General features: G+C 46.7%; 8 protein-coding genes. 6 read left to right on the top strand and 2 right to left on the bottom strand.

Annotated elements, in window-relative coordinates; translation table 11 throughout:
• The first annotated feature begins 80 nt into the window (after positions 1 to 80).
• Positions 81 to 2990 carry a TonB-dependent receptor plug domain-containing protein gene (locus ACG1BZ_RS03955; RefSeq protein ID WP_413664468.1) on the top strand — a complete coding sequence of 970 codons (2910 nt, stop codon included), beginning with the start codon at positions 81 to 83 and terminating at the stop codon, positions 2988 to 2990.
• Between the two features lie 73 nt (positions 2991 to 3063).
• Complete coding sequence (locus tag ACG1BZ_RS03950; RefSeq protein WP_413664467.1) at positions 3064 to 4887, top strand: tetratricopeptide repeat protein; 1824 nt, start codon at positions 3064 to 3066, stop codon at positions 4885 to 4887.
• Positions 4888 to 4905: 18 nt separating this feature from the next.
• Here the strand turns inward: ACG1BZ_RS03950 and ACG1BZ_RS03945 are convergent, their stop codons facing one another.
• Positions 4906 to 5625: a 2OG-Fe(II) oxygenase gene (locus ACG1BZ_RS03945; RefSeq protein WP_413664466.1), complete on the bottom strand. Its 720-nt coding sequence runs from the start codon at positions 5623 to 5625 to the stop codon at positions 4906 to 4908.
• A gap of 111 nt (positions 5626 to 5736) precedes the next feature.
• On the opposite strand from ACG1BZ_RS03945, the gene ACG1BZ_RS03940 reads away from it, so the two are divergent.
• The 3 genes from ACG1BZ_RS03940 to ACG1BZ_RS03930 all read left to right on the top strand — a co-directional run bounded on the left by ACG1BZ_RS03940 (position 5737) and on the right by ACG1BZ_RS03930 (position 11430).
• The gene (locus ACG1BZ_RS03940; protein ID WP_413664465.1) at positions 5737 to 7563 is read left to right on the top strand and encodes a tetratricopeptide repeat-containing sulfotransferase family protein; all 1827 of its coding nucleotides are present in this window, start codon (positions 5737 to 5739) and stop codon (positions 7561 to 7563) included.
• 3 nt (positions 7564 to 7566) lie between these two features.
• Positions 7567 to 8262 (top strand): 2OG-Fe(II) oxygenase family protein, encoded by a 696-nt coding sequence (locus ACG1BZ_RS03935; protein WP_413664464.1) that lies wholly within the window; start codon positions 7567 to 7569, stop codon positions 8260 to 8262.
• Between the two features lie 459 nt (positions 8263 to 8721).
• Positions 8722 to 11430 (top strand): TonB-dependent receptor plug domain-containing protein, encoded by a 2709-nt coding sequence (locus ACG1BZ_RS03930; RefSeq protein ID WP_413664463.1) that lies wholly within the window; start codon positions 8722 to 8724, stop codon positions 11428 to 11430.
• Positions 11431 to 11531: 101 nt separating this feature from the next.
• Here ACG1BZ_RS03930 and ACG1BZ_RS03925 read toward each other — a convergent pair whose 3' ends face one another.
• Positions 11532 to 12668: a tetratricopeptide repeat protein gene (locus ACG1BZ_RS03925; protein WP_413664462.1), complete on the bottom strand. Its 1137-nt coding sequence runs from the start codon at positions 12666 to 12668 to the stop codon at positions 11532 to 11534.
• 234 nt (positions 12669 to 12902) lie between these two features.
• Between ACG1BZ_RS03925 and ACG1BZ_RS03920 the strand changes: the two genes are divergently transcribed.
• Positions 12903 to 14684 (top strand): peptide MFS transporter, encoded by a 1782-nt coding sequence (locus ACG1BZ_RS03920; RefSeq protein ID WP_413664461.1) that lies wholly within the window; start codon positions 12903 to 12905, stop codon positions 14682 to 14684.
• Positions 14685 to 14747 lie beyond the last annotated feature (63 nt).

Below are 14747 nucleotides of genomic sequence, written 5' to 3'. Positions count from 1 at the left end.
GCCACTTGGGGGTAGCTACTTCCAGCAATCGTCATTAATGACAACAGACTATAAATCCAACGATCAAGAGAGGATTGACAATGAAAAAGAACCTCCTGTCCGCAGCCGTAAAGGGAGCCCTGGGCTTCACCGCTGCCGCAATTATGGTTCCTGCAATGCCTGCTTTCGCTCAGCAAGATGCGGAAATGGTTGAAGAAGTTATCGTTACTGGCTCTCGTATCAAGCGCCAAGACCTTGAATCTGTTACTCCATTAACCTCTATTGGGGCAGAAGAGTTCAAGATTTCCGGTAACCTCAATATTGAGCAGAAACTCGCTGAACTACCTCAGACTCGGCCCAGCTTTGGTCCCAGCTCTAACAACCCTGGGGACGGTACTGCCCAGGTAGACCTTCGCGGCCTCGGAAGCTATCGTACAGTGGTTCTTGTCAACGGCCGCCGCTATATTCCCTCTACTCAAGAAGGTATCGTTGACCTGAACACCATTCCCAGCACCCTGATCCGGAGTGTTGATGTAATTACTGGTGGTGCTTCTGCGGTATACGGCTCCGATGCCCTCGCCGGTGTAGTTAACTTCCAGTTAGTAGACGATTTCGAAGGGGTTCAACTTACCAGCCTTTATGATGTTACAGAGGAAGGTGATGGCACCAAGCGCAATATCGACCTGACTATCGGTGGTAACTTTGCCGATGGACGCGGTAATGCTACCGTATATGCATCTTGGACTGACCGTGACCCCGTTTTCCAAGCTGACCGCAACTTCAGTACTAACACTTGGGGCGAAGCGGACACTGACGGGGACGGCTTCAACGATAGCCTGTCCACCTCTGGTTCCAGTGGCATTCCTGGCACAAACGTATTTAGTACTGGCACAACCTTTGAGCCAGATGGCACTTCTCGCGCTTTCCAAGACCCAGAAGACCGCTTTAACTACGCTCCAGATAACTATTTGCAGCTGCCGCAAGAGCGCTTCCTGATTAGTGCGTTTACGCATTACGACCTGAATGACAAAGTCACCGCTTATGGTGAAATGGCGTTCTCTCACAACCAAGTTCCACAGGAACTGGCCCCCACCCCTGCATTTACTACAGTTTCAGTAAACCCAAATACACCTTTCTTCGATGAAGCTTACCAAGAAACTCTTAGAAACCTGAATGTTGCAAATGGCAACAATGCAGATGATCCGGTTGATCTTTTCATCGGACGTCGAATGGTTGAAAATGGTTCTCGCGAATCAATAGATACTCGTGACGCTTTCCGCATCGTGACTGGCTTCCGTGGCGACATCAATGACGACTGGTCTTTTGATACTTACTACAGCTACTCCAATCTCGATCAGACCAACCGTCAAAACAACGACGTTGCGGCCTCCAAGTTCAAGCAAGCTATCCTTGTCACAGATGACGGCACAGCATGTCAAGATACTTCCAATGGCTGTGTACCATTAAATATTTGGGGCGCAGGCAATATCAGTGACGAAGCGATTAACTTCATCACTGTCGATGCCACAAACATTACCAGCATCACACAAGAAGTAATCTCTGCAAGCGTATCCGGCCTTCTGGGCACTGTTCCCTCTGCAGATGAAGCTATCGGTGTGGTGTTTGGTTTAGAGCATCGCGATGATGAGTCTAGCTTCCACCCTGATAGCTACCTCGCTACAGGCGACGTTTTGGGCTTTAATGCCGGGCAGCAGACCATTGGTGGTTATACCGCAATGGAAGCTTTTGCCGAAGTAAACGTACCGCTGGTTTCTGGCAAGCCTGGAGTTGAGAGCCTAGCTCTGTGGGGTGCATACCGCTATTCCGATTACTCGAATATTGGCGGAGTTAACTCTTTCGCAACTGCTTTAAACTACGCTCCAATTGAAATGGTTAAGTTCCGCGCAGGCTTTCAGCAGTCTGTTCGCGCTCCAAATGTCTACGAGCTTTACCTAGGTGAATCCGCAGGCTTCCCGCCCGCTAGCGACCCATGTGCTGTAGGCGGTTCAGGGGATACCGATACCTGTAACGCCACCATGCCTGATGGCGTAACTGCAGGCAGCTTTACTCAAGCGAATACCCAGATTGAAGGTGTTTTCGGCGGCAATGAGGAGCTTCAAGAGGAAACCTCAACTACGATCACATTTGGTGCAGTAATTGAGCCGATGGATGGCCTCGACATCGCTATCGACTACTACGATATTGAAATCGAAGATGCGATCGACGTATACGGCGGTGGTGTAAATAACATCCTGGATCTCTGCTACAACCAATTCCAAGATGCTAGCTCACCATATTGCCAAGCAATTAACCGCCGCAGCGACGGTAACGTTGACTACGTAGAAGCGTTTAATGCGAACATCGGCCTGATTGAGACCAGAGGTGTTGACCTCAACATTAACTACGGTACCGATCTGGACTTCGGCTTTGATGGTGCCTCCTACCTGAGCGTCACTTTCAACAGCACCTACCTGCTCCAGTACGACGTAACTCCCGTTGCTGAGTTCCCAAGTGTTGTGAATGAGTGTGCCGGCTATTACGGAAACACCTGTGAGGCACCCAGAGGCGAATTCAACTGGAATACACGTGTTAGCTGGCAGAGTGGCCCACTAACCTTGTCCGCCTTGGTTCGCTATCTTGATGGAACCAAAGATGACCAGTTGATGACCGTTAGTGGACCTCGCACTATCGAAGTTACCGCTGACAACATCGATGATCTGATGGATGCGGGCTCTGCTTTCACCAACATCGCCGTTGGAGACACTGTCACCAATCCATTCGATGAGCGCAACCAACTGGTTGTAGAGTCTATTGATGATGAGTTTTACCTTGACCTCAGCGCCGGCTGGGCAGTCAATGAAAACTTTGACATCAACTTTGGTATTAAGAATGTTCTAGATACTGAACCCACCACTTTGGGGGATTCTGCTGAGCAAGCTAATACCTATCCATCTACTTATGACTTGTTAGGTCCGCGCTACTTCCTGAGCGCAAGCTATCGTTTTGAGTAGAAGTAAGCTGATTGTCATTTGACACAAAGAAACGGCGAGCATTGCTCGCCGTTTCTTTAATTAGAAAATGTCTATGAAGAGAAATTTAACGCTTCAACAAGTCCTGGCGAGCCTTGGAAAAATGGTGGAGTCTGGACATGCTCAGAACGCGCTACCTGCAATCCAAAAATTGAATCAGCAGTTCCCGAACGAGCCGAATGTATTACACCTCTCCGCTCTCGCGTTAGGTGCAGTCAACAGTAAAAGAGAAGCTAAAGATTTCTTTGAAAAATCACTTAAAGCAAAAAATGACCAACCGCCGGTACATAATAATTTTGCTAACTTTCTAAAAGCGCAAAAGCAGATAGATCTTGCAAGGTACCATTACAAGCAAGCTATTCATTACAATCCGAAATTTACAGCCGCATGGCGAAATTTGGCAATACTTGAGTTTGAATCAAACAACCTAACTCTAGCCTATGAACATGCCTTAAAGGCCGCAAGCTTCACGCCTAGCTCTCCTGCTTCACTAACCCTCCTTGGAAATATCTGCAGAAAAAACAGCCAATTTCAAGATGCCTTGGATTTCTTTCAAAAAGCGAGGGCTCAAGATGCAAAGAATTTGAAGGCTACTTATGGATTAGCCATAACTTATTCTGACCTTGAGGAGCCTGAAAAAGCGCTAGCTTTGCTTGAAGAAGTTCTTAGCTTGGCACCTGATATGAGCGAAGCACTTTATGCCAAAGCACTTGCCGAACTAAACCTTGGCTACCATAAAACAGCCATAGAAACACTTGAGAAACTCATTACTACAGAACCTCTTCATACCGAGGCGCACAAAACCCTGAATGAAGCATATTGGCAGCTTGGTAATAAAGGGCTATTTTGCGAAAGCTATCGCAAGTTATCGCAATCCCCAAAAGATCATCGAGAAATCACCATTGCTCATATTGAAAGCTTAATCGCAGCAGGGTTAATTAAAGAGGCACAAAGCGTACTTGAGTCACGTCCAGATGTTGACACAAGCTTCGAACTTCTATTTCTCAGAGGCAAAATTGCCGAAGAGGAAGGAGATTTAAAGCTTGCCTTGAAATTCTATGAAACTGTTTTTTCAGTGCAACCTGACCTCAGCATTACAAAGCAGTACTTAATAACCCTTGTTAGAAACTATGAATTCGAAGTGGCTGATAAACTTGTTAAGCAGGCCTTAAAACAAGCCCCAAATGACCAACTTCTTTGGGCTATTCAAGGGACGTGCTGGAAAATGATGGGGAATGAGCGCTACCAATGGCTCACTCAAAATAGTAGCTATATTCAAGAGTATGTAATACCAACCCCAAATGGGTATTCCAGCCTTAACGAGTTCCTTCTGGAGTTAAAAGCAAATCTATTAGACATGCACAAACTGAAGGAGCGCCCCCTTTTTCAATCGGTACGCTCTGGAGTTCAAACACCTGGCAGACTGCTTCACAAAAGTCATCCTGTAATATGCTCCTTAAAGGAAAGCCTTAAAGAGGTCATTAGCGATTACATATCAAACTCACCTGAAGATGAGAAACACCCATTTTTAGGAAGAACGTCATCAAATTTTAAATTTTCTGGATCATGGTCCGTAATGCTAAAAGGTGGTGGACACCATGTTAGCCATGTGCATCCCCAAGGCTGGATTAGCTCCGCTTTTTATGTAGAATTACCACCACCAGAAAATGAAGGAGCCCCAACAAATCCAGGTGACATCTTTTTCGGGAAGTCTCCATATGAACTTGGAGAGAGAGATTTTGTGGAAAAGCAAATAACGCCCTCTAAAGGATCACTAGTTTTATTTCCTTCATACACTTGGCACGGAACAATCCCCCTACCAGAAGAATCCACGCATCTGAGAGTAACCACGCCGTTTGATGTAATCCCTAGCAATTAATAATTAACTGTGAACGCATTACGCCATTTCCCCACGCCTTAACCAGCCAGTAATTGAATAGCGGCTCTCAGGCGCAAATGGAGCAACATATGAAACTGAATGCTTCTGAGGGACTTTAAATACGTTTACAGCATTAAATGTTGGCACCAGTCCCTTGATTGCCCCTCCATCCTTCCCATAAAAATGCAAAACTCCGCCCCAGTCTAAATTCCAGTTTGGGGTTAAATTAATAACATATGCTGCAACTCTATTCTTCCCGGAAACACCATCATCATGCTCCTTTAGAAAATGCCCACGGTCAAAACATGTCGCTTGAACGTCGGCGAAAGCAATACTATTGTCCCCAACAACTGAGCGCATTAAGGATAAAAATGACTCGCTGTTAACCAACTGAAAAATAGACATAAACCGCTTATCCTGACCACTACCACGACTACAAAAATCAAATATAGGGATGCTCTTGTAAAGGTATTGAAACTCTGTCCCAGCCTGAGACCACACGATATCGTTCAACATACCTTTCTGATCAGCACTCCAACCACAATAATCAGAAAAGCTAATATCCGTATGAACACCAAGCTTATTGAAAGACAGGTTCCATTCCTTCTGCTCCCTCAAAAAAGAAAAAATATCACTAGCCGACTGACTATGAAGAAAATTAGGTACCTGTACAACTGATGACCTTAAGAACTCCTCCCGCAGCCTATCAACATCGAGATCAGATGATATACAATACATTACAACTCCCAGTAAGCATCGATCAGAAGAGATGCCTATAAGACAATTAAATTTCACTCAAGGTCGGCAATTTAAAACACTTAGGGAAGTATACCGAGATAAATCTGTCATATGAAGCATCACACCCCACCCAAAAGCCCCAAACCCTCTCAATGGGAGACCTCTATTGCCTCAATTGAACTTGATCTAAAACAGAAAAATTATACTTCTGCACATACACAACTTCTTAATCTGCCAACCTCGACCTCCTCCAGGCAAATTCAAAAATTGTTGATGCTTGCCTTTACGTCAAGACAGCTAAAAAAGAGGTCCGAAGCACTTAGCCAGCTAAAGGAAGCTGAAACTACAAACGGTATCACAGCAGCTGATCTCAAATTTATAGCAACAGAATATGTAGCCCTAGAAAAACACCATTATGCAGTCGCAGCAATTGAGAGAATTGAACCAATGGATGGGCAAACATTCCATTTGCTCGGTCTTTCTCACTTTAAGTTAGGGAATATAGGGAAAGCTTTTCCAATCTATAAAAAATTATTTTCTCATTTACAGAACAATCTGGCTATTGCCCGCGAGCTATCATTGGTCGCAGCGGAGTTCCGGGATTATGAAACCGCCATCACTGCATACTCTAGATATATTCAGTTAGTATCGCCCTCAGCCTCCGACCGTTTAAAGTATGCAGATCTATTACTAATGGCAAGAAAAACTGAAGAAAGCCAAGTCCAGCTCGAGAAAGCAATAAGCATGGGGGAAACATCCGCTCAGGCTGATCTATTGAAGGCTAAAATAAAAAGACTAAATGGGAACTATAGCGACTCAATTAAGCATGCAACACTAGCCACTTCAAAGAACCCCAAACTCAGCGCTGGATGGCAAATTATTGCTGAACTCACCCCTCCAAGTGACATTAGCCAAGCTCTAGTAAACAAACTAAATTCGGCCATTAAATCTCTATTAGAACCATCGATCGATGCGGAAATATGTAACTTTGCACTTTCAGAAATCTATATAAAACAAAACAAATACCAAAAATCCTACAAGCAAATTGGAATAGCCAACAAAATCAAGCTTGAACTACTAAAAAGGGCAAATAACACCTACGACCCTCGAAAAACAGAAGAATTGTTCTCGAAAATAATAGAGACATACAGCCTATCATCGCATGCGCACAACAAGAGTTCCAACCAAAACAGCCCTATATTTATAGTGGGAATGCCAAGATCAGGAACAACTTTAATAAATAAAATTATAGAAAATTCCAATAGTGTTTACAGTCTCGGAGAAAGTGAAGAAATACCTAGAACGGTATCCCAGCTGCAATTGAAATTTCAGGGGAAAGCCTATGAGAACATTCACAAATTAAGCTCTACCGACTGGAACCAGCTTGCTGAGCATTACATGAAACTCGAAACGGAAGCAGAAAAAGACACTGTGGACAAAATGCCCAGCAACCTACTAAACGTTGGATTGATTTTATCTTTATTCCCCAATGCCCGCATTATTCAAGTAGCCAGAAATCCTTTCGATGTATGCATGTCAATTCTTTCAAAGCCCTTTCCCGAAGGGCATACATATGCGTGCAAAGCAGAAGATGTCGCTCACTATTACTACCAATCAATGAGACTAATGCAATTTTGGGGCAAAACCTTCCCAAAGAGTATTTTCAACCTGAATTTTGATGAATTTCTATCCACACAAAAAGAAACTGCCCAAAAACTATACTCCTTTTTAGGCCTTAGATGGAGCGACAACATACTGTCCCTGAGGGGAAAATCTAACAATTTTACGTTTAGCGAGCTGCAAGTACGAAAACCTATAGATCCTTCAGAAGCCAAGAAATGGAGCAAATTTTCTGAGGCTGCCGAAGACCTCCTCGCAGCCTTAAACAACGAATCAAAAAGAGCCCTAAAGCATCAAACATCTAATACGGGAAGTTGAGATATGCAATATATAATTAATCGTGAACTTGACTCCCTTTACTGGAGCAATGAGTTTAATCAAGACCTGAGCTGCCGAGTTACAAACTTATTAAGTAACGATTCAGCCCACACTTTGAAAAAAGAAATCTTAAAATATGCGAGTTTTAAGCAGGCACATATTTCCAATGGGAAATACTCTGAGATATCAAAAGATGAATTTGCACAGTTAGATCTTAATGATCGCCGCACACTAGTACAAAACGTACATAAGTTAGCTAGCGATGGAGTTGGCTTTTGGTATGGAAGGCAAGAGTTGAGTCAGAGCTCAACCCCTCATCTAGCCAATATCTACAGCTGGCTTTCTAGCGAAGAGATGATAAAGAATATTAGGACTATTACAGGAATTTCATCGTTAGCATACCCAAGCGCCCAAATAACAGCTTTTGCTCCTGGGGATTTTTTAACTCGCCATAGAGACGATGTTTCGGCAGAAAAAAGAAGAGTGGCTTTTGTTTATAACTTATCCGAAAATTGGCATCCTGACTGGGGGGGACTCTTGCAGTTTTACAAAGATGATGGCACTCCCACTAAGTCTTGGTCTCCCACTTACAACAGCCTTTGCTTATTTCATGTCAAACATATTCATTCCGTAACTTGTGTTGCTCCATTTGCACCCAAGTTACGACTCGCTATAAGCGGCTGGTTTCACGACAAATAAATCATATCAATTTCTCACGATTGCACTTACTGCCTGTGAAAACTCCTCGCAGGCAAGCAACTCAAAGCTGCATACAGTGCACACTTTCCCCCAAACACCTCCAGCTTGATACCCACCTCACTACATTAACTATTCCTCTCACCTTTATTTCTGGAAGAAATTTCCACTATTCCTCAGGCAAATCCCCAGCCTCAGCGCTAAAAATTTTTATATTAATAAAAGACTCGGCTACGCAATAAATTAACGGCATAAACCTGTAAATAGGACAAAAAACCTAAAAAAATACTGTTTAACCCAATATCAGCCAATCCTAATCTATCTTCTAGGCCAAATTATTGGGTGCATGAAATGTCACAATAGTTCCATAATAAGCAAATATGCATTAAAGTCACTCATGTCACTTAAAGCTTTTTATCGAATAAAGCCTAATAAGCACCTTAAGTATAAGAAGGTTCCACTATGATCAAGACCAAATTGAGCATCGCCATCGCTGCTCTGGGCACCATCGCCAGCACTGGCGCTTTTGCTCAGGAATCTGCTGATGTTGGCGCAGAGGTAGAAGAAGTAATTGTTACTGGCTCGCGCATTGCTCGTGACCCACTGTCCACTACCGGACCAATCACCCTGGTTGATTCCGAAGCGATTCAACGCTCTGGTGTAGGCACTATTGATGAGCTGCTGAACCAACTTCCTTCTATGGGCACCACCGGCATCAATGCAAATGACAACAACGGCGGTGCTGGTCTTTCATTTGTAGATCTTCGCAACCTAGGTTCTGCACGTACCCTGGTTCTCGTTAACGGTCGTCGCTTCGTATCGTCCAGCTCTGGCGTAGCCTCTGCAGTAGATATGAACAATATCCCTGTAGACATGATCGACCGCATCGAAGTACTGACCGACGGTGCGTCTGCTGTATACGGTTCCGACGCGGTTGCAGGCGTAATTAACGTAGTCCTGAAAGACTCTTTCGACGGCGTTCGTATAAATGCTCGTGCGGGAGCAACCGAAGCTGGCGGTGGTGAGAATGGCGAACTTTCTGTCACTTTTGGTAAAGAGTTCGACCGTGGCCAGTTTATCGCTAACGTGACTCACAGTAAGCGCGACGAAATCGCTTATAGCGACCGCGACTGGGCGGGCCTGCAAAGCTCAATGTCTCCCACCGGTAATATCTTTACCAACTACGGCTCCTTCAGCGTTGCCGATGACGGTGTCACTTTGGGTGATTACTCCAGCTATGATATCGGCCAATACATGTGGCTTTCCGGTTCCATGGAGCGCACCAGCTTCACCGGAAGTGGCTCATACTCCATTACCGACGACATTGAGTTTTACGGGGAAGGTTCTTACACCCTGAAAACTACCAATCAGCAGCTTGCCGCTCAGCCCATGTACGCTGGCAATGGCCTCAACCTGACCGCTGACCACCTCTCTGATGAAGTTCAAGAGCAATTGGCAGAAGCATGGCAGGTAGCTGAAGATGCTTACCAGATTGAACTTGCAGCTTACAATGCTGCAGTTGCAGAGTGGGAAGCACAAGGTAGCCCTGAGGATCTTGAGCCTACAGCACCAACTGCAACCCACGGGGACAGCTGGTCAGACGGCCTCTCTGATGTTCGCCTGCGCCCTGTAGCCGGTGGAACTCGTGACTCCGAACAGAAAACTGAAACCTACCGTATCCTCGGCGGCTTACGCGGAGATCTTGCCAATGGTTGGGGCTGGGACGCTTTCGTAAGCTACGGTAAAAACGAAGGTGAAAACACTGTCGGAAATTCCATCAGCAAAACAATGCTGCAGGAAATCCTGGATGGGGAAAGTGGAATTGCTGACGAGGATATTCAGTTCCTCGGTGGCATGAGCGATGAAGTTATCGACTACATCAGCTACACCGATCGCGAAGACAACGAGTACGACATGCTCAATGTCGGCGCGAGCTTGACTGGAGACATCGAACAGATTCAATTCCAAGGCGGTGCCTTAGGGTTTGCTGCTGGTCTTGAATATCGAGAGGAGTCTGGCGAATTTAACCCCAGTGAAGAAACTCAATCCGGTGCCACATTTAGCAACCAGCAAGATGCGACATCCGGAGACTTCGCTGTAACTGAAGTATTTGCCGAGTTTAACCTGCCTATCCTGGCTGGCTTAAAGTATGCGGATGAGCTGTCTGTTGACGCCGCTGTTCGTTATTCCGACTACGACACATTTGGCGGCCAAGCGACTTACAAGCTCGGTGCAGTCTATGCGCCGACTGAAAACCTGCGCTTCCGTACCAGCTTGTCTACTGCATTCCGTGCTCCAGGCATTTATGAGCTCTACAGCGGTTCTTCACAGAGCTACGAGTATCTCATCGACCCATGTGACACTAGCAGCAACAACTCTGCTGGCCAGGGCGCAAACTGCGACATGGTAAGCGCGGGCTTCACCCAAGCCGGCTCCCAGGTACCGACAAACATCGGTGGTAACGAAGATCTTCAGCCTGAAGAATCAACAAGTTTCACCGCTGGTATTGTTTGGACTCCTAGCTTTGTAGAAGACCTGTCCATTACCCTGGACTACTTCGATATCCAAATCAAAGACGCCATCACAGATGCCGACACCCAGCAGATTTTGGATGATTGCTACAGAGACGGTATCAGCTCTGCCTGTGAGCTTGTTAGCCGTGGTACCAGTGGGCAAATTAACTACCTGGAAGGCTCTCTGCTGAATATTGGCGAAATTAATACCAGTGGTATTGATATCGACGTAGTTCAAAACCTTTACTACGATGCTGGTAAGCTGGCTCTGCGCGCTCAAGCGACCCACCTGCTTGAGTATGAGGAGTACAACACCCAGACTGACCAAACTACTGACTATGTAGACTACATAGGCACTACTGGCGACGCATACACCAAATGGCGCGGGCTGGCCAGTGCAACCTGGTATGCCGACAGCTGGGACTTTGGAGCAGACATTCAGTATATCGGTGATGGCCATAGCCCCTATATGGATATGCCTTCACACACCTACCTGAACTTGAAAGCAGGTTGGGATGTTAACGATTCCATGCGTCTTACTGCAGGTATCGACAACGTCACCGATCGCGAACCGTCTACTACCTCTGGTAGCGACTGGAATGGTACTTACGACTTCCAAGGCCGCTACGCCTGGGCTGGTGTTAGCTACCAGTTCTAAGTACTGACTTTACTAAGTCAAATCGATAAGGGCGCTATTTGGCGCCCTTATTTTTTCTAGTTAAGTATTCGCAAATAAAGTTACAACCGCTCTTACACTAACTACTCCCCAGCGCCCATTAAGAACTCTAACTTATTCATATATCTATTTTTAACGGATAAATTATTTACCAGTGAAAATGCCTCCGTAAAGCTCTCCCTGGAAGACACCACATCCCCAAGCTGGTATCGAGTTAATCCCAACAAAAAATGAAACCGGTGATCACTGCTATCGGCTCTTATAGCCCTTCGAAGGCGCTTTTCAGCCAGCTTAAACTTGCCATTTTCATAGGCTTTCCGCGCCTGATAGTAAATGTAATAAGGGTTTCTCTCACGATGATAGCGAACCCTATCTGCGTAGCCATCAGCCAGCACTTCCCTACCTGTGCTACGATACAAACGCTCTAAATTACTATTCGCAACAAGGTTTCCCTTTTGCAGGTTTAACGCCTGTAAATAACTCTGTTCAGCTTCGTCAAGATGGTTAAAGTGGCTGTAGAAAGCTCCTAGGTTTGACCATAGGTCCGCCCTATTCGGGTGTAACTGAATAGCTTTGCGCAGGTACAAAAATGCTTGCCTCTCTTCTCCCTCGCGCATCAACTCAACCCCCCGATTGCTGTAATAGAGCGCAAAAGCAACTCTATCCTCGAGCTTTTGCTGCTTGTAGATAGGGTCATAAGCAGCCAAGTTGAAGTCAATCACCCGCCGGCCCCGTGCATGCTCGGACACCATGTTCACATGGCGGTAGACAACGAAGATTTCGGCCTCATCCTGGTTCCAAACTGGAGGTACATCTACCTCATTAAAATAAGCTTGGGCACCCAATTGTCTAGCCATAGCTACCATCAATAAGGTAAATGTCAGGCAATTGCCACGCTTTCGGTGATAAGCCTCTATTGCGGGAAGGGTACTATCGGCATCGTATTCAAATTGCATATCTCCCTGACGGAAGGCGCCAAGCAGCCCCTTTAACCGCACATCGGGAGCTGAGCCGGGAGAAATCGTACTGAGGTAAGATTCTATATCGTTATCAAGATCTAATAATCCCTCGCTTGGGAGCTCAAATTTCTCAACTGGCCTGCCGAAAACTGCTTTACCACTCAAGACAAGATCGCTATCTGCAATTTCCACATGACGGCTTGGAGACTGGGAGCAACCAGTGGCCAGTAGAACCAGAGTAAGTCCGAATAGAAGCTTCACAGTTATTTCCCCTCAAGATTAGGATCACAATAGGATTTAACTCTAATTTACAGACTCACAAAGTACCCTATTGCCATTTTTATGAATAACCTCACAACAGTTCCCCTGTTAAATAGACAGCTGGTAAACTCTGCCCGTTGTACTGGAAACTCTGGACGCCCAGTCTTGCTCCCCCCTTGCATGACTAGCCTTGCCTGAGGTTCCCCAATAACTATTACAGACAGAGGAACCTCTATGTCTTCTAATGTCGCGGACGTCACCACGGCGGCCACACCTAGCTCAGGCGAGTTGCTTGGGCACCCCAAGGGTCTCTACATCTGTTTTGCGACAGAACTGTGGGAACGCTTCTCTTTCTATGGGATGAAGTACTTACTGCTACTTTATCTCACAAAGTATCACCTCTTTACGGACAGTGCTGGCTATGATGTCCTCGGGGCTTACGCTGGCCTCGTTTATGCGCTCCCCCTGATTGGTGGTCTTTTGGCTGACCGCTACCTGGGCATGAGAAAGGCTGTCCTGTTCGGCGGCATTTTGCTCTGCTTGGGGCACTTGTTGATGGCGGTCGAAGGCCACCAGGCGATTTCCTACGCCGCCGGCACTGTTCTCAGTGAGGCAATTACATTAAATGATGGCACGGTCATCGCTGCGGGCACCACCCTCACAGAAAAAGTGGTGATTCAGGATGTTGTTGCACTCAAAGTCTTCTTTATGGCTCTGGCCCTGATCACCGTTGGTGTGGGCTTCCTGAAGCCAAATATCTCGACAATTGTAGGTCAGCTATACCCCAAAAATGACTCCCGCCGCGATGCCGGGTTTACCATTTTCTATATGGGTATTAACGTCGGTTCCTTTATCGCTACCCTGCTGTGCGGCTGGCTTGGGGAAACCTACGGCTGGGGCTATGGCTTTGGCCTCGCTGGTATCGGCATGGTATTCGGCCTGATCACCTTCGTCTGGGGACAAAAGTACCTGGATGGCCTGGCAGAGCCAAGCCGCCCCGAAGTGCTCAAAGAGAAAGCCCTCGGCCCTATCAACAAAGAGTGGGCAGTGTACCTTGGCGCCATCCTGTCTTTGGGTGCGGTCTGGTACCTCGTACAAAGTGAGCCCGCCGTTCACCTTGCGCAAAACAGCCTTCTTATCGTGGCAATTGTCGGCCTGATCCTGTTCTCCATGCTGTATAAAGACAATAAAGGCAAAGACTTTATTGCTATCGGTATGGCTGCGCTCACCGCTGCCCTCGGCCTAATTTGGGCGTTTAGCGGCAATGACATCTGGCTCGGTGGAATGCTGCTGGCACTGGTTGGCTTTATTGGCTATGGCTTTGTTCGCCACTATAGCGAAGAGTTCTCCCGCACTGTGGTATTGATGGTTCTGATTACCTCCACCATCGTATTCTGGGCGCTGTTCGAACAGTCTGCCGGCTCCATGACTCTCTATGCAGACCGCGTACTGGATCGCTCTATCGGCGATGGCGAAGTTCGCGCTTCCATGTTCGGCTCCTTGAACGCTGGCTTTATCATGCTCCTGGCGATTCCATTCGCCGCCCTGTGGGTATGGCTCGGCAAGCGCGGCTGGGAACCCAGCACCCCGGTAAAATTCGGCCTCGGTATTATCCAGGCTGGCCTCGGCTTTGGCGCCCTGGTTCTCGGTGCGGAGTTCCCCACAGAGGCGGGCAAGGTTGCAATGATCTGGCTGGTATTGGCCTATCTGCTGCACACCTCCGGTGAGCTGTGCTTGTCCCCTGTTGGCCTGTCTGCTGTAACCAAGTTGTCTATTGGTAAAGTGGTCAGCGTCAGCATGGGTACCTGGTTCCTGGCGACCGCCCTATCTGAAACCGTTGCAACGCGAATCGGTAAGATGGCTGCCGTTCCACAGGGTGAAGCCACAGACCTGGCCTCAACCCTGACCACTTATACCAGTTTGTATGAGTATCTGATGTGGTGGGGCCTCGGTGTGGGTGCTCTGATGATTATCATCTCCCCGTTCCTGAAAAAAGGAATGTGCGGTATCCGCTAATCGCGGCAATGACGCAAAACCCAAAAGGCCACTGCATTGCAGTGGCCTTTTTTATTGGTCTAC

This window comes from Microbulbifer sp. CNSA002, assembly GCF_047324085.1.
Classification (GTDB): Bacteria; Pseudomonadota; Gammaproteobacteria; order Pseudomonadales; family Cellvibrionaceae; genus Microbulbifer.
Note: the sequence above shows the minus strand (reverse complement) of the source record. Positions and strands in the feature narration are given on the sequence as shown.